The sequence below is a fragment of the Nocardia sp. NPDC056952 genome, assembly GCF_042674185.1.
Lineage (GTDB): Bacteria > Actinomycetota > Actinomycetes > Mycobacteriales > Mycobacteriaceae > Nocardia.
In genome coordinates, this window is the sequence record NZ_JBHURA010000007.1 from 36,797 (window position 1) to 53,135 (window position 16,339).

At 65.6% G+C, this 16,339-nt stretch carries 13 protein-coding genes; 8 read left to right on the forward strand and 5 right to left on the reverse strand.

All coding sequences use genetic code 11. From position 1 onward, the window contains the following. Positions 1-44 precede the first annotated feature (44 nt). From gyrB to dnaA, 5 genes are all read right to left on the reverse strand, one after another. Positions 45-2,078, reverse strand: coding sequence for a DNA topoisomerase (ATP-hydrolyzing) subunit B (gene gyrB / locus ACFTS5_RS23490; protein ID WP_378634604.1), 2,034 nt, complete (start codon positions 2,076-2,078; stop codon positions 45-47). Between the two features lie 439 nt (positions 2,079-2,517). Then, positions 2,518-3,054 (reverse strand): DUF721 family protein, encoded by a 537-nt coding sequence (locus tag ACFTS5_RS23495; RefSeq protein ID WP_378634606.1) that lies wholly within the window; start codon positions 3,052-3,054, stop codon positions 2,518-2,520. Between the two features lie 132 nt (positions 3,055-3,186). Beyond that, positions 3,187-4,389, reverse strand: a complete 1,203-nt coding sequence (gene recF, locus ACFTS5_RS23500; RefSeq protein WP_378634609.1) for a DNA replication/repair protein RecF — start codon at positions 4,387-4,389, stop codon at positions 3,187-3,189. 24 nt (positions 4,390-4,413) lie between these two features. Continuing rightward, positions 4,414-5,589, reverse strand: coding sequence for a DNA polymerase III subunit beta (dnaN, locus tag ACFTS5_RS23505; RefSeq protein ID WP_378634611.1), 1,176 nt, complete (start codon positions 5,587-5,589; stop codon positions 4,414-4,416). Positions 5,590-6,375: 786 nt separating this feature from the next. Then, positions 6,376-8,655: a chromosomal replication initiator protein DnaA gene (dnaA, locus tag ACFTS5_RS23510; RefSeq protein WP_378634614.1), complete on the reverse strand. Its 2,280-nt coding sequence runs from the start codon at positions 8,653-8,655 to the stop codon at positions 6,376-6,378. 649 nt (positions 8,656-9,304) lie between these two features. On the opposite strand from dnaA, the gene rpmH reads away from it, so the two are divergent. The 8 genes from rpmH to ACFTS5_RS23550 all read left to right on the forward strand — a co-directional run bounded on the left by rpmH (position 9,305) and on the right by ACFTS5_RS23550 (position 16,270). Beyond that, a complete protein-coding gene (gene rpmH / locus ACFTS5_RS23515) occupies positions 9,305-9,448 on the forward strand; it encodes a 50S ribosomal protein L34 (protein WP_082843828.1) in 144 nt (47 codons plus the stop codon). Between the two features lie 22 nt (positions 9,449-9,470). Continuing rightward, the gene (gene rnpA / locus ACFTS5_RS23520; protein ID WP_378634616.1) at positions 9,471-9,890 is read left to right on the forward strand and encodes a ribonuclease P protein component; all 420 of its coding nucleotides are present in this window, start codon (positions 9,471-9,473) and stop codon (positions 9,888-9,890) included. After that, on the forward strand, positions 9,887-10,186 hold the full coding sequence (yidD, locus tag ACFTS5_RS23525) for a membrane protein insertion efficiency factor YidD (RefSeq protein ID WP_101465063.1): 300 nt from the start codon (positions 9,887-9,889) through the stop codon (positions 10,184-10,186). Before rnpA ends, yidD begins: the two co-directional genes overlap by 4 nt. Before the next feature lie 4 nt (positions 10,187-10,190). Further along, positions 10,191-11,270, forward strand: coding sequence for a membrane protein insertase YidC (gene yidC / locus ACFTS5_RS23530; RefSeq protein WP_378634619.1), 1,080 nt, complete (start codon positions 10,191-10,193; stop codon positions 11,268-11,270). A gap of 25 nt (positions 11,271-11,295) precedes the next feature. After that, entirely contained in the window at positions 11,296-11,832 is a 537-nt protein-coding gene (locus tag ACFTS5_RS23535; protein WP_056822606.1) for a R3H domain-containing nucleic acid-binding protein, read from the forward strand. Positions 11,833-11,916: 84 nt separating this feature from the next. Continuing rightward, a complete protein-coding gene (gene rsmG, locus ACFTS5_RS23540; RefSeq protein WP_378634622.1) occupies positions 11,917-12,663 on the forward strand; it encodes a 16S rRNA (guanine(527)-N(7))-methyltransferase RsmG in 747 nt (248 codons plus the stop codon). 1,540 nt (positions 12,664-14,203) lie between these two features. Further along, positions 14,204-15,199: a ParA family protein gene (locus ACFTS5_RS23545; protein WP_378634625.1), complete on the forward strand. Its 996-nt coding sequence runs from the start codon at positions 14,204-14,206 to the stop codon at positions 15,197-15,199. Positions 15,200-15,232: 33 nt separating this feature from the next. Beyond that, positions 15,233-16,270 carry a ParB/RepB/Spo0J family partition protein gene (locus ACFTS5_RS23550; RefSeq protein WP_378634626.1) on the forward strand — a complete coding sequence of 346 codons (1,038 nt, stop codon included), beginning with the start codon at positions 15,233-15,235 and terminating at the stop codon, positions 16,268-16,270. Positions 16,271-16,339: the final 69 nt, after the last annotated feature.

Consider the following 16,339-nt stretch of genomic DNA (forward strand, 5'->3'; position numbering starts at 1 on the left):
AGGGGCCGACATGCGAGCGGGCGCGCCCGAGGGCGCAGCGCCGCTTACACATCGAGGAAACGGACGTCCTTGGCATTGCGGGTGATGAAGCTGCGACGCGCCTCCACGTCCTCGCCCATCAGCACGGAGAACAGCTCGTCGGCCGCGGCCGCGTCGTCCAGCGTCACCTGACGAAGCACCCGTACCGAGGGATCCATCGTGGTCTCCCACAGCTCCTTGGCGTTCATCTCGCCCAGACCCTTGTAGCGCTGGATCCCGTCGTCCTTGTTGATCTTCTTGCCCGCGGCCAGACCGGCCTCGACCAGCGCGTCGCGCTCACGGTCGGAGTAAGCGAACTCCGGGTCCGAACGCATCCACTTGAGCTTGTACAGCGGCGGCTGGGCGAGGAATACGTGACCGTGCTCGACCAGCGGACGCATGAAGCGGAACAGCAGCGTGAGCAGCAGCGTCGCGATGTGCTGACCGTCCACGTCGGCGTCGGCCATCAGGATGATCTTGTTGTAGCGCAGCTTGGCGATATCGAACTCGTCGTGGATACCGGTGCCGAACGCGGTGATGATCGACTGGACCTCGTTGTTCTTGAGGACGCGGTCGATGCGGGCCTTCTCGACGTTGATGATCTTGCCGCGCAGCGGCAGGATCGCCTGGTACATCGAGTCGCGGCCCGACTTCGCCGAGCCACCGGCGGAGTCACCCTCGACGATGTAGATCTCGCACTTGCCCGGGTCCTTGGACCGGCAGTCGGCCAGCTTGCCCGGCAGTCCGCCCAGGTCGGTCGCCGACTTGCGACGCACCAGCTCGCGCGCCTTACGGGCGGCCATCCGGGCCTGTGCCGAGGACACCGCCTTCTGCACGATGGTCTTCGCGTCGGCCGGATTGGCCTCGAACCAGTGCTGCAGGTGCTCGTTGCAGGCACGCTGCACGAACGACTTCACCTCGGTGTTGCCGAGCTTGGTCTTGGTCTGGCCCTCGAACTGCGGCTCGCCGACCTTGACGCTCACGATGGCGGCCAGGCCCTCGCGGATGTCGTCACCGGTGAGGTTGCCGTCCTTCTCCTTGAGGAGCTTCTTCTCCTTGGCGTACTTGTTGACCACCGTGGTGAGCGCCGCGCGGAAGCCCTCTTCGTGGGTGCCGCCCTCATGGGTGTTGATCGTGTTGGCGAAGGTGTGGACCGACTCGGAGTAGCCCGAGTTCCACTGCATCGCGACCTCGAGCTCGTGGCCGGTGCCCTTGACCGTGTAGCCGACGACCGAGTTGTGGATGGCCGACTTGGTGCGGTTGATGTGGCGGACGAAGTCCACCAGGCCGCCCGGGTAGTGGTAGGTGCGGGTCTTCACCTTGTGCTCGACCGCTTCCGCGGCGACCTCTTCGGCGTGCTTGGGCGCCTCGGCGGTCTCACTGACCACTTCGTCGGTCACGTCGCCCACGGCGACCCGCTCGTCGGTGAGCTTGATGGTGAGGCCCTTGTTCAGGAAGGCCATCTCCTGCAGGCGCCGCGCCACGGTCTCGAAGTTGTAGGTCGTGGTCTCGAAGATGTCGGGATCGGCCCAGAAGCGCACCGTGGTGCCGGTGGCCTTGGTCGGCTCGCCCTGCACCAGCTTGCCGGGCTTGGCGTCTTTGTAGGTCTGGGTCCAGTGGTAGCCGTCGACGTCGATCTCGACCTCGACCTTGGTCGAGAGCGCGTTCACCACCGAGATACCGACACCGTGCAGACCACCCGACACCGCGTAGGAGTCGGAGTCGAACTTGCCACCGGCGTGCAGCTGGGTCATGACGACCTCGATCGTGGGCACGCCCTGTGCGTGCATCCCGACCGGGATACCACGGCCGTCGTCGATCACCTCGACGCCGCCGTCGGCGAGCAAGGTCACCTCGACCTTGGTGGCGTAGCCGGCCATCGCCTCATCGACCGAGTTGTCCACAACCTCCCAGATGAGGTGATGCAGACCGCGTTCACCGGTGGAACCGATGTACATGCCAGGGCGCTTGCGCACCGCCTCGAGGCCTTCGAGGACCGTGATGGAAGAGGCACCGTAGCCTGAATTGTTGCCCGATGCGTTGGAGTCGTTGGCAGCCACTTCTCGGTAGCTCTCCTTACTTGCTGATCCCTGGCGCAGCGATCCGGGCAGCACGCGCACGGCTCGCAAAGAGCCATCGAATACACGGACTGCACAGCACGCGCCGAGGGTTCGCCGCTGGTTACGTCACCATCCTACTGGTAAGCCCAACTTACAGTGCACCTACGACACCCCTGGCTTCGCCGTGAATGCAAGAAATCGTCCAACCGCGAGACGGTTCCGCCTCCCCGAGTATTTTGCCGGTCGTAGGCGCGAATAGAGTGTCCAGTCGGACCGGCGGTCGGGATGCTCGAGATTTGTGGGTTCCAAGGGAGTTACCCATGTCCTCGCGAAATCAGATTTGGCCTTCGAAGTTATCCACAGGCTCTATGCACATGTCCACAACTTCGGGCCTGAGAGCGGCGCGGGCCCAACGGATCTCGCCCCGGTCACCGCGCGGCTACCCGTAGGTATCGCGCGGGCCACGGCCCTTGATGTGGCGATCGCCCTTGCGCCAGCTCGGCGCGGCGGGGCCGGTGATGCGCAGCGAGGTCACCACTCCATGACCGACCGCGGCATTGATCTTGGCCAGGATCTGGCTCTGCAACATGCGCAGCTGGGTGGCCCACGCGGTGGACTCGGCGGCGATCTTGAGCACGCCGTTCTCCAGGGTCACCGGAGTGGCGTGGGAGGCGATGTCCTCACCGACCACCCGCGCCCAGCTGCCGAACACCGTGCCCTCGGCTACCTTGCCTGACCAGCCACGATTCTTCGCGAGCGTGCCGCTGAGCGCCCCGAGGAGCTGGGGATCACGGGCATCGGGACCCGACCCGGACCAACCACTGCGGCGCCTGCCACCGGCCCGCAGCTTGCGCACCGGCGAGGCCCTGCCCTGCCCGACGGACTTGCCGCTGGCCTTGGCCGCGGCCCGCGCCTCTTCCAGCGCCCGGCGGGCCAGATCGATGCCGCGCAGTTCCGGTGCGGGTTCTTCCGGCACGGGTTTCCGCCTTCCGGTGTCGAGGGTGGCCGAGTGTGGATGGAGTCTACGCCGGGACGCCGACGGGCTCGTCGAGCACCGATCCGGCATATATCCAGCATGTTGCCGGTTTTCCACAGGGGCTGGGGATAACTATCGCGATCTGTGCATATCTTCGGCGTGTTGGGCGACTTCGGGGACGATCTGTGAGGTACGCCGGTCCGCCTCGCCGGTCGTGTGCACACGCAACGGTTCGGCGGCCAGTTCCGACGGCACATCCTCGGCCACCGCGGCCGTGATCAACACCTGCTCGGCACCCGCGGCCACCTCCGCGAGCGCGGTGCGCCGGCGGCGGTCGAGCTCGGCGAACACGTCGTCGAGCAGCAGCACCGGTTCGGAACCTTCTCCACGCAACAGCTCGAACGAGGCCAACCGCAGCGCGAGAGCGAACGACCAGGATTCCCCGTGACTGGCGAATCCCTTCGCCGGTGCGCTGCCGAGCAGCAACTCCAGATCGTCGCGATGCGGGCCGACCAGACAGACCCCGCGATCGAGTTCCCGGTTCCTGGCGGCGGCCAGCTCGCGCAGCATGATCTCGTGCAGCAGCTGTGCATCACCGGCCTCCGGCACTCTGGCCGGATCGAGAAGTTCCGGTGGGAGATACCCGGAGCGGTAAGTGATTGCCGCAGGACGTGATTCGGGTGCGATCGACCGATATGCCTGGGACAGATGGGGATACAGGTCGTGGACCAGGCGCAATCGTTCGGCGAGCAGCACCGCCGCATGATCGGCGAGGTGCCCGTCCCACACGTCGAGGGTGCCCAGATCGGCACGTGAACGCGATTGGCGCCCAGCGGTTTTCAACAGCGCCGAACGCTGCCGCAACACCTTGTCGTAATCGGCGCGCACACCGGCGAGCCTGGGCAACCGGGCTGTGGACAACTCGTCGAGGAACCGGCGCCGCTCCCCCGGATCCCCACGCACCAGCGCCAGATCCTCCGGCGCGAACAACACGGTCTGCAGAATCCCCAGGATCTCGCGCGAGCGGCGCACCGGCGAGCGATTGATCTGCGCGCGATTGGCGCTGCCCGCCTTGAGTTCCACATCGACGCGCAGTTCCCGCCCGGTGTTCACCACGGTGGCCCCGATCCTGGCCTGGGTGGCGCCCATCCGGATCAGCGGCGCGTCGGCGGAGACCCGGTGCGAGCCGAGTGTCGCCAGATAACCGACGGCCTCGAGCAGATTCGTCTTGCCGTTGCCATTCGCCCCCAGGAGCACCGTGCGCCCTGGGGACAACTCGAGATCGGCGTGTTCCCACGAACGGAAATCACGGACCGACAGCTCACGGATGAACATGTAGGCCTAGCCGCCCCTGCCTGCTCAGCCGGGCAGCCGGACCGGCATCAACAGGTAGATGTACTGGCTCTCCAGCGCCGCGAACGCGCCCGACTCGAGGACCTTGGGCTCCTCGTCGGAGGCGGGCAGCAGCACCGCGGGACGGCTGGGCGTGGTGAACCCGAACGTGACCCGGTCGGTGTGCAGCGCGGCCAGGCCCTCGGTCAGGTAGCCGGGGTTGAACGCGATGGTGAGCGGTTCGCCGCGGAAATCGGCTTCCAGCCATTCCTCGGCCCGGCCCGCGTCGTCCCCACCCGCCGACAGCAGCACGCCGTCTGTGGAGAACTCCAGCCGCACTTGGGCACCGCGCTCGGCCACCAGGGCGACACGCTTGATCGCCTCGGACAGCACGGCGACGGGCAGGGTGGCGATGGAGGTGTGCTCCTTGGGGAGCAACTGGCGGAACTTGGGGAATTCCGCGTCGAGCAGTCGGGTGGTGGTCCGCCGGCCACCGTTGACGATGCCGAGCAGGCCGTCGGCGCCACCACCGCTGCCCAGCGACAGCTGCACGGGCGCCTCGGCGGCACCGAGGGTCTTGGCGGCCTCGGACAGCGTGCGCGCGGGGATGAGCACCGCGGTCTCGATGTCGGAGCGGGTCGGGTTCCACTGCAAGTGGCGCACAGCGAGGCGGAAGCGGTCGGTGGCGGCGAGCACCACATCGTTGCCCTCGATCTCGACGCGGATGCCGGTGAGCATCGGCAGGGTGTCGTCACGGCCCGCGGCGACGGCGACCTGGCCGACGGCTTCGGCGAACACGTCGACGGTGAGTTCACCGGTCTGCTGCGGCACCTCGGGCAGCTGGGGATAGTCCTCGACCGGCATGGTCGGCAGGGAGAACTTCGCGCTGCCACAGGCGATGAGCACACGGGTGCCGTCGACGGAGACATCGACCGGCTTGTTCGACAGCGACTTGGTGATATCGGCGAGCAGGCGGCCCGACACCAGTACCTGGCCGGGACCGGCGACCTCGGCCGCGACACGCATCTGCGCGGAGACCTCGTAGTCGAACCCGGAGACCGTCAGGCCGTTCTCGTCGGCCACCAGCAGCACACCACCGAGAACAGGCACCGGAGGCCGGGACGGGAGACTGCGCGCCACCCAGGCCACCGATTCGGCGAAGTCCTCTCGGGCGACCCGAAACTTCATGCTCGCAAGCTCCATCGCCCGATTTGTCCTCTCCGAGTTTCGAATCCGTGTGCGGGTGTGTGTCAGCGGAGTTGAACTGCTGTGTCGGCCGCGCATTGAGTCTCGCACAACCGACCGACAACCAAACGGTACCCGTGCAGTGCGCGAACTCCGCATCGACCCTCCCGGTCGATTCCCGCTCGTCGAACCACCCCGCTCCTCCTTGCCTGTCTGTGAGTGAACGACCGCCTGACTCGAGCCTCCCCAACCGAGTTTCCACACACCCTGTTTTAAAAGAGTTCTCTCTAGAAGGAGAACTGAAGTAGTAGTAGGCACTGTGGAATCTGTGGATTTCGCCCGAATCCGCAGGTCAGAGCGCTTGATGGCATGGGGATGGCCTTGGGGTGACTCGAGGATGAATCAGCGGTGGCTGTGGAGGCGTGAAGTTGTCCCCATTCCATCCTCGAGTTGTCCTCGAGTTGTTCCACCGGATTCACCCAGTTGTTCACACGTCGGGCCAGCCTGGTGGCAACGGTGGGGATTCCTCGAGGACTCCACAGGGACTCCTCGAGGAATCCACAGGCCGGATTCGGTGACGCCGCAGGTCACCGCTAGTGCACAGGTGTTAGCGGAGCGTCTTGTGGATGATGTGGACAACTGCCTGTGCATGAACGCTGCACACCCTCGCCCAACACCCTGTGCACCGACCGGTGCACAAAGGTGTGGATTCCTCGAGGAATCCACAGGAATTCCTCGAGGAATCCACAGGGCAAAAAAGAACACCGCCCCAGGTCAGGGCGGTGTTCCGGGTTGGGGATGAAATCAGCGGGAGCGCTGTTTGATTCGGGCTGTGAGTTCTTGGACCTGGTCGTAGACCCGACGGCGCTCGGTCATCTCCTTGCGGACTTTTTTCTCCGCGTACATCACGGTGGTGTGGTCTCGACCGAACGCCTGCCCGATCTTGGGCAGCGACAGGTCGGTGAGCTCACGGCACAGATACATCGCGATCTGCCTGGCCTGCGCCAGCGGACGCGCCTTGCCCGGGCCGGTCAGCTCCTCGAGCGTGGTGTTGAAGTACTCGGCGGTGACAGCCATGATCGTCGCCGCGTTGATCTCCAGTGCCGCCGTGTCGGGCATCAGGTCGCGCAGCACCACCTCGGCCAGCGAGAGGTCGAGCGGCTGACCGTTGAGCGAGGCGAACGCCGTCACCCGGATCAGCGCACCCTCGAGCTCGCGGATATTGCGCTCCACCCGGCTCGCGATCAGCTCGAGCACGTCGTGCGGCACATCGAGCCGGTCCATCCGCGCCTTCTTGCGCAGAATCGCGATGCGAGTCTCCAGCTCAGGCGGCTGCACATCGGTGATCAGGCCCCACTCGAAGCGCGTCCGCAGCCGTTCCTCCAGGGTGGCCAGCTGCTTGGGCGGGCGGTCCGAGGACACCACGATCTGCTTGTTCGCGTTGTGCAGGGTGTTGAAGGTGTGGAAGAACTCCTCCTGGATGCCTTCCTTGCCCTCGATGAACTGGATGTCGTCGACCAGCAGGATGTCGGTCTCGCGGTAGCGACGCTTGAACGCGACCTTGCGGTCGTCGCGCAGGCTGTTGATGAAGTCGTTGGTGAATTCTTCGGTCGAGACGTACTTCACCCGCATGCCGGGGAACAGCCGCTGCGCGTAGTGACCCGCCGCGTGCAGCAGGTGGGTTTTGCCCAATCCCGAAGCGCCCCAGACGAACAGCGGATTGTAGGCACGCGCAGGCGCCTCCGCGATGGCGACCGCGGCAGCGTGTGCGAACCGGTTGGACGCGCCGATGACGAAGGTCTCGAACGTGTACTTGGCATTGAGACTGGCCGACGAGGAGGACTGCGGCGGTGCCTCAGGCGACTTGCTGAAATAGGTCGGCCAGTTGTTGCGGTTGCTCACCACGGGTTCGTCGTCGACCGGCTGCGCGCCGGGCTGACCGGGGAACGGCTTGTCCTGGCTCTCGCCGCTCGGCTCCTCGGCACGAGCGGCGGCCGGCTCTTCGGACGGCCTGCCGCGGTTCGGCGCGCGCTGCGGCGCCGGGTCGGGAGTGAACAGCGACTCCTGGCCGGAGTGATCGCGCCGCGGTGCCGCGGCTTGCTCGCGGCGGGCGGGCGGTGCGGTCTCGGGGACCCGCTGGTCCGGACGCGCGCCACGGAACTCACCGCGGCCGCCGAACTCGGCGCCGGGATAGTCGGGTACCGGGTAGGCCACGGTCGGTTCGAAATCGGTGCCGGGGAACTCGTTGCGGTCGCCCTGGTACTCGGCAGGCTGGCCGAAATCGGACGGTGCCTGCTGGTATTCCGGCTGCTGGCTGTACTCCGGCTGCTTGTACTCCGGTTGCTGGCCGTACTCCGACGGTGCCTGCTGGTACTCGGGCTGCTGGCCGAATTCCGACGGACTCTGCTGGTACTCCGGCTGTTGCTGGTACTCGGGCTGTTGCTGCTGGTACTCCGATTCGGCCGGGTACTCGCGGTGCCCCGCGTAGTCGTTGCGCTCGCCGTACTCGCCGGCCTGCCCGGGGTACTCACGGCCGCCGTAGCTGCTCGGGTACTCGCCGTTGGCCGGATAGTCGGGGGACGACTGATAGTCGTTGCCGTACTCGCCACCCTGGACGGGGTACTCGCCCGCGCCGTAACGCGGCCTGCCGTACTCACCACGGGCGGCGTAATCGGGAACACTGAAATCGGGACCGGGATAACCGGCGGGTGGGCGCACCTGCTCGCGCGGACGCTCCGGCCTGCTCGTCATCCTGGCGTGCCGGGGCGAACTACCGGCCCGCTCCCCCGCGGCCGGGCTCGGCGCGGCGATGCGCACCCCGAGTCCTTCCACTTGGGGGCCCAGCCGACGGCCGAGCGATCGCAGGATCGGCTCGCGCAGATCACGCTCGATCGCCTCCTGTGCCAGCGAGGACGGGACCGACAGCAACGCGAAACCCTGCGCGACGGTGAGTGGCTTCACCAGCTTCAACCAGGCCTGCTGTGCGCGACTCACCGCGGGGATGGCGCCGTCGGCAGAGCCGGTGGTGAGCTCGGCAACCACCTCCGGCCACACTGTGGCCAGCACGTTCTGCTCGTCGTCCATACAGCGTCCTCCCCGGACCGGTTTGTTGGGGCCCACGGCCTTCGCGCACGCCGGAAAGCACCCGTGAACAGGTGTAATCCAGTGATCCTGCGTACAACCGAAGCCGGTTCGAACGCTGTGGCCCGGTAATTCCGGACTGCGGCGCGGGCACCGACGGCCTTACGAATATGCCACTGCGGCCGTCTGTCCACATAATTATCCACAGATGTGGACAAACCTGGGGATAAAGGAATTCTGCCAGCGTGTGGCAGTGAATGGGGCTGGAGCTGCGGTTCTTCAGCAATCCCCCGGCTACAGAGGTTAGCTGGCCGCGCCACGCAACGCCAGGGGTGTGGAAGAACTCACGAAAAGTGGCCGCATGCGTCACTGCGGCCCGGGCGTGTCGTGCCTGGTCGGGCCAGACCTCTGGTCCGTTCGGGCGTCCGGTAGCCTTGACCTGTGCCGGTGACAGGTACGTGGGGGCCGAGTTTGACCCGTCCCTTCGGGATAAGTACCCTCGTACAGTCACCCCTTGGCGCGGTTGGCGGCTGTCTGCTGCACACCGATCGCCAAGGCAATCTGTGCGTAGACCGCGGTCCGCAGCGCAGACAAATCATTTGTACAGACTTCGGGCGCCGAATGGTGCCCACCTACTACAGGAGTGTTGACCGTGGCCAAGGGCAAGCGGACGTTCCAGCCGAACAACCGTCGTCGGGCGCGCGTCCACGGCTTCCGTCTCCGGATGCGGACCCGTGCGGGCCGCGCCATCGTTGCGGCGCGTCGCCGTAAGGGCCGTACCGAACTGACTGCCTGATCGCGCGTAGTCGGACGCTCGGGTGTTGCCTGAGCCGTATCGGTTGCACCACCGTGCCGAATTCTCCCGCACGGTGCGCCGCGGTCAGCGAATCGGGAGGCGAGATCTCGTCGTACACGCGCTCACGCACGCGTACGACGATGTCGCCGACGGCGATTCTCTGGTCCGCGTAGGTGGTCCTCGGTTCGGACTGATTGTCAGCAAGGCGGTGGGAAACGCGGTGGTTCGCCACCGGGTGGCCCGCCGCCTGCGTCATATGTGCGCCCAGGTGGTCGATGAACTGCCGGTCGGCACCGATGTCGTGATCCGGGCGCTGCCCGGCGCCGCCACCGCCGATTCCGCCGAGTTGCTGCGCCAGCTGCGCACCGGCCTGCGCAAGCTCGGCTTGCGTGGGGAACCGGAGCTCGCGCTCGGTCGCACCTCGGCCGGTGAACGGCGATGAGGACCCTCACCCGCCTGCCCGCGAAAGCCCTGATCGCCCTGATCGAGCTCTACCGGACCTATGTCTCCCCCACCCGGATGCCGATCTGCCGGTTCACCCCCACCTGCAGTGAGTACGCGGTGACTGCCTTGCGTACCCGCGGGTTGGTCGTCGGATCGGCACTGACGGTCGTGCGGCTCGCGAAATGCGCGCCCTGGCACCCTGGAGGGTGGGATCCCGTGCCTGAGCGCGGGTCGAATGCCTGCACAAAGTCATCGCCCGCGCTGATCGGCGATACGAACGACGGGAGTACCTAGAGCCGTGCTCGACATCATCTATTGGCCGGTATCCGCAATTCTGTGGTTCTGGCACAAAGCCTTCGGCTTTGTGTTCGGGCCTGACAGCGGTCTCACTTGGGCACTGGCGATCGTGTTCCTCGTGTTCACGCTGCGCCTGGTGCTGTACAAGCCGTTCGTCAAGCAGGTACGCACAACCAAACAGATGCAAGAGCTGCAGCCCCAGATCAAGGAGCTGCAGAAGAAGTACAAGAACGACCGCGAGACCATGGCGAAGGAGATGCAGAAGCTCCAGAAGGAGCACGGCTTCAACCCGCTCATGGGCTGCCTGCCCGTCCTGGTGCAGGTGCCGGTCTTCCTCGGTCTGTTCCACGTGCTGCGCTCGTTCAACCGTACGGGCACCGGCTGGGGCCAGATCGGGATGTCGAACTACGACAATGCGCACACCGCGAACTACATCTTCAGCGCGGCCGACGTCCAGTCCTTCCTGAGCGCCCGCATCTTCGGTGCGCCGATCGCGGCGTTCATCACCGCGCCGCCGGAGCAGCTGGAAGCATTCGCGGACTGGGGTGGCACGCCCACCAAGCTGAGCATCGCGCTCGTCGCCGTCCCGCTGATGATCATCGCCGGCCTGGCAACCCACTTCAACGCTCGCGCCTCGGTGCAGCGGCAGACGCCCGAAGCCGCCGCCAATCCGCAGGCCGCCATCATGAACAAGTTGTCGCTGTGGGTCTTCCCGCTCGGCGTGATGGTCGGTGGCCCCTTCCTGATGATCGGCATCCTGCTCTACTGGGTGGCGAACAACATCTGGACCTACGGACAGCAGCACCTGGTGTTCGGCCGGATGGAAAAGGAAGACGAAGAGCGCAAGCAGAAGAAGCTGGAGCTGCGGTCGCAGAACGCGCCCAAGCCCGGTGCCAAGCCGGTCGACGTCCGCAAGAAGCAGGACGCCCCGGCCGTCGATGACGAGCCGTCGGTGAACGGCACCGCGGCGACCAACGGCACCCCCAAACAGTCGGCCAAGCAGGGCGGTGGCAAGCGCAGGCCCGGCGGGCAGCAGCGGCCGGGTAACCGTGGCCGTGCGAACCAGAAGCGTAAGCGCTGAGACGCGATCGGATAGAGGGAATCCAATGACTGTTGAGACCGAGACCGACGGAGGGGACGCCACTGTGGCGACGACTGCTGTTGACGTCGTGAACGACGCCGAAGAAGCGTTGATCGAAGAGGGCGAGATCGCGGGCGACTACCTCGAGCAGCTACTCGATGTGCTCGACTTCGACGGCGATATCGACCTCGATGTCGAGGGCGACCGCGCCATCGTGAGCATCGACGGTGGCCGTGATCTGACCAAGCTCGTCGGACGTAACGGTGAAGTGCTCGACGCGCTGCAGGAGCTGACCCGGCTCGCCGTGCAGCAGGCGACCGGCGTGCGTAGCCGGCTGATGCTCGATGTGGCCGGTTGGCGCGCGCAGCGCCGGACCGATCTGAGCGAGATCGGCGTCGCCGCCGCCAAGCGGGTGCTCGAGTCGGGCGCGCCCGAGGCGCTGTCCGCGATGACTCCGTTCGAGCGCAAGATCGTGCACGACGCTGTCGCCGATATCGAGGGTGTGGCGAGCGAGAGCGAAGGCGTCGAGCCGAATCGTCACGTGGTGGTAGTGCCCGAGTAGGCTGACTTCCGCCGTAACCACGAACGATGTGATTAGGCCTCCGGTCTCGGACCGGGGGCTTTTTCATTGCCATCACTCGGAAGGATGTTTCACGTGGAACGAGAACTGGGTGCGCCGGCCGACGAGCTGGAACCGCCCGCCGCCGCTGCCCGAGTGTTCGGCGACCGCTTGGACATCGCCCGCCGGTACTACGCGGCGCTGGCGACGGCCGGTGTGGAACGCGGTCTCATCGGTCCGCGTGAGGTTCCCCGGCTATGGGAGCGTCACATTCTCAACTGTGCTGTCATCGGCGAGCTGATCGATGAAGGCGCTTCGGTTGTCGATATCGGCAGCGGTGCCGGGCTTCCTGGAATCCCCCTCGCGATCGCCCGGCCCGACCTTCGCATCACTCTCGTGGAACCGCTGCTGCGTCGGACGATCTTCTTGAGCGAGTTCATCGAAGAAGCCGGGTTGGATGTCACGGTGGTTCGCGGTCGGGCGGAGCAGTCCGGTGTGATCAAAGAAGCGGGCGGCGCGGATGTCGTCACTTCGCGCGCGGTGGCTCCTCTCGCCAAACTCGCCCACTGGTCGCTCCCCCTTCTTCGCGACCACGGTCGCATGCTCGCTCTCAAAGGAACCAGTGCCGCCGAAGAACTCGAGCGCGACGGTGCCGAGCTGATTCGCGACGGTGCTACCGATCTCCGGGTTGTCGGGTGTGGTGCCGGCATCGTGGAAATCCCCACTCTTGTCATCAGTGCCGAACTTCTCCCCCGCGCCGAGCGTCCGACTCGTCGCAGTGAACGGAAAGCCGCCGGGGTGGAGAAGAAGGCTCGGAAGCGTCGCGAATCCTGATCGGCCTGAAATCTCTTCCATCTAGCGGGTTCGCACGTTTCGTAACGTGACGAATCTTGCCGAGGGTCGTTGTATGGGCTTGGGGCGGGTCTATTTTTGGTAGTTGCGGATGGGTGTCGCGTTCGGTGAGTGGAAGTGTTTCACGTGGAACGCGACAACCTCTCCTCCTCGTTGTTGATCGAACTTCGTATGCGTCGTGCGGACTTCGCCAGTCGGGTTTGGTCGGGGTGGATTCGCTCGCTCGGTTTGAAGTGGGGTGCCATCTGTTAGGGAAGTGCATTGACTGTGAGTCGGGGCAGGTCTGGTGAGATCGAATCTTCGGCTCACGGGTCGGGGTGATCGTCGGGCGTCCGTTGGGTGGGGTGAGCGTCGGCGAAGTCGAGGGCGAAAATCTGGTCGTCTGTTGTGTGGCAGTTCCTGGGATGGAAGTTGTCGTGAGCGGATGTGTTCGGCAGTTGCGTGCTTGCCGATCAGCAGTGGGCGTTGGTGTCCGATCGGAAGATGTGTGGCATCGGGTCTTCTCGGCGGCAGCTGGGTTCCGCTTCTCTCGTTGAGTAGCGCCACGGTGGTCGTCGCGGGCGACGCGTTCGGCCGGACTCTCGTCGACCGCTGGGTGTGTGGAGATCGGGGTGGAGATAGTCCGGTGGTGATCGGGCGTCGTTCGGTTCACGTAGGGGTGGAGTCAGAAGCTAGGCGGGTCGGATGTCGGCGAGAAGGGCTGAGACTGTGAGCCGATGATTCATGTGGATCTGTTTGAGATGGGGGGCTCGGGGCGAGTGGTGAATTGGTTGGGGTGCTGTGCTGATGCTGAGGGGTGCTTCTCCGCTGACTCCGGGTGCATGGGTGATGGGGAGTGCGGGTGGGATTTGTGGCTGGGATTGGGTGTTCGGTAGTCCCAGGGGTTTGAGGCTGTGTTTGTTGGCGCGCTGGCGCGCGCGTGTCCGCGGCCTTGAGGGGCCGCCGGTTAGCGCTCGAGACTCGCGCCTGCGGCGCATGCGCTTCGAGCGCTAACCGGCGACCCGGCCGCGGACCGGCCACTTCGTGGCCGCCGCTCCCTAGGGGTCGCGGGGGCGGGGTTGGGAGTGCGGTCATGGCGGATCTGGGGAGTGCGGTGTGGCTGGGAGTGCGGTGTGGACGGGAGTGCTGTCTGGTTGGGAGTGCGGATTCCAGACGGATTTGAGGACGGGGTGGATGGGACGGGGTGGATGGGACGGGCTGAGTGGGGGAGCTCTCTGGGCGAGCTCGGCTCGTGTGTTGAGGCACTCATCGGCCGTCTGATTGTGGTGCCCACTCCCCCGTTGTTTCCCGTGAAACATCGGGCGCGGGCTCTAATTTGTGAGTGTTGGGTGTGTCCTTGTCGGCGTGCCGCGATTCAGCTTTCCTAAGTGTCCTGGGGCTGGCAAGCTGTCAGAGTCGGGCGGGAGTGAGCCACCCTCCTCGAGTCTTCGAGTTCTCCACCGACACAGTTTGTTTGTGACGACACGGCGCCGACGTTCGTCGGGGATACGTGATCTGAAGTTTCTCGGGTTAGGAGCAATCTATGTCGAGCGGTCCGGCGAATGTTTCACGGGAAACAACGTCGCGGGTCCCGGGGATGCTGGATTCCAGCAGCTTCGACGCGGAGACGTTCGGGAATACTCCTTTCGGGCATATCTCCCCGGCCGAGACCCCGATCGCGGCGGAAGCGCAACGCGCCAGCCAGATTCTGCATCCAGGAAAGGTCACTGTGCCGAAACCTCGCGAGCAACGGATCATCACTATCGCCAACCAGAAGGGCGGCGTCGGTAAGACGACTACGACGGTCAATCTCGCTGCGGCGCTAGCGCACCAGGGAATGACGGTCCTTGTGGTCGATCTTGATCCGCAGGGCAACGCGAGTACGGCGCTGGGCGTCGCACACAACTCGGGTGTGCCGTCCAGCTACGAGCTGCTGATCGGTGAAGTGACGGTCAAGGACGCGATCCAGGTGAGCCCGCACAGCGAGCGATTGCTGTGTGTCCCGGCCACGATCGACCTGGCCGGCGCGGAGATCGAACTGGTCTCGATGGTCGCCAGGGAAGGGCGGTTGAAGACCGCGATCCGCGAGGCGGGCATGGTCGGCTTCGACATCGACTACGTGTTGATCGACTGCCCGCCCTCCCTCGGTCTGCTCACGGTCAATGCGCTCGTGGCGGCCAAGGAGGTGCTGATCCCGATCCAGTGCGAGTACTACGCGCTGGAGGGTGTCGGTCAGTTGCTCCGCAATATCGGGCTGGTGCAGGCGCACCTCAACCCGGAGCTACACGTGTCGACCGTCCTGCTGACGATGTACGACGGCCGCACCAAGCTGGCGGACCAGGTGGCCGAGGAAGTGCGCAACCACTTCGGCGATGTGGTCCTCAAGTCGATGATCCCGCGCAGCGTGAAGGTCTCGGAGGCGCCGGGCTACGGGATGACCGTGCTCGATTACGATCCAGGCTCGCGCGGTGCGATGAGCTACATGGACGCGGGGCGCGAGCTCGCCGCTCGTGCGCAGCTGAAGCAAGACGCGTCTTAGCGTGAGTTGGAACGAGGAAGGGATCGGTAGCCGATGAGTCAGGCGAAAAAGGGCGGTCTCGGTCGCGGGTTGGCCGCATTGATCCCGACGGGTCCGGCAGTGGCGCCGGGCTTGAGCAGTGCCGCCGCGAGCGTGATCGGGATCAATCCGATCGGCCCGCAACCGGCCGAGGCGTTCCTGCATCGTGTTCCGGACGCGGAGCCCGCGCCGGAGCCCGAGCCCGAATCCGATCTGGTCTCCCCCGGCGGCGCGGTGTACCGCGAGGTGCCCGCGGACCTGATCGAGCCGAACCCGAAGCAGCCACGTCAGGTCTTCGAGGAAGACGCACTCGCGGAGCTCGTGCACTCGATTCGCGAGTTCGGTCTCATGCAGCCGATCGTCGTGCGCCGCGTCGAACCGGGCGTCGACAAGTTCCAGTTGGTCATGGGCGAGCGCCGCTGGCGCGCATGCCAAGAGGCCGGACTCGCCACCATCCCGGCGATCATCCGGGACACCGACGACGGCTCGATGCTGCGCGACGCGCTCCTGGAGAACATCCACCGCGTGCAGCTGAACCCCCTCGAGGAGGCGGCGGCCTATCAGCAGCTGCTCGAGGAGTTCGACGTCACGCACGAGGAATTGGCTTCGCGAATCGGTCGCTCGCGGCCGGTGGTGACGAATATGATTCGTTTGCTGAAGCTGCCGATTCCCGTGCAGCGTCGGGTGGCCGCCGGGGTGCTCTCGGCCGGACACGCCAGGGCGCTGCTCGGTTTGGATGCCGGCGCGGACGCACAGGAAGAGTTGGCTGCACGAATCGTCCGTGAGGGAATGTCGGTTCGGTCTACGGAGGAAGCGGTGCAACTCGCGAACCGCGAGCCCTCGCCGACCGCTCCCCCGGCGCCGAAGCGTAAACCGATCCACATGCCAGGTCTGCAAGATGTTGCCGAGAGACTGTCGGGTTCCTACGACACCCGGGTCACGGTCAGCCTCGGCAAGAACAAGGGCAAGATCGTTGTCGAGTTCGGGTCCGTCGAAGATCTCGAGCGCATCGTGGCGCTGATGGAGCAAGTCGGCCCCGAAACGTCACTGTGACTGAAAGAGGCGGCACGTACTGTGGATAGTGATGTGGCGTGAGCGTGGATGAATCCGACAGCTGGAGGC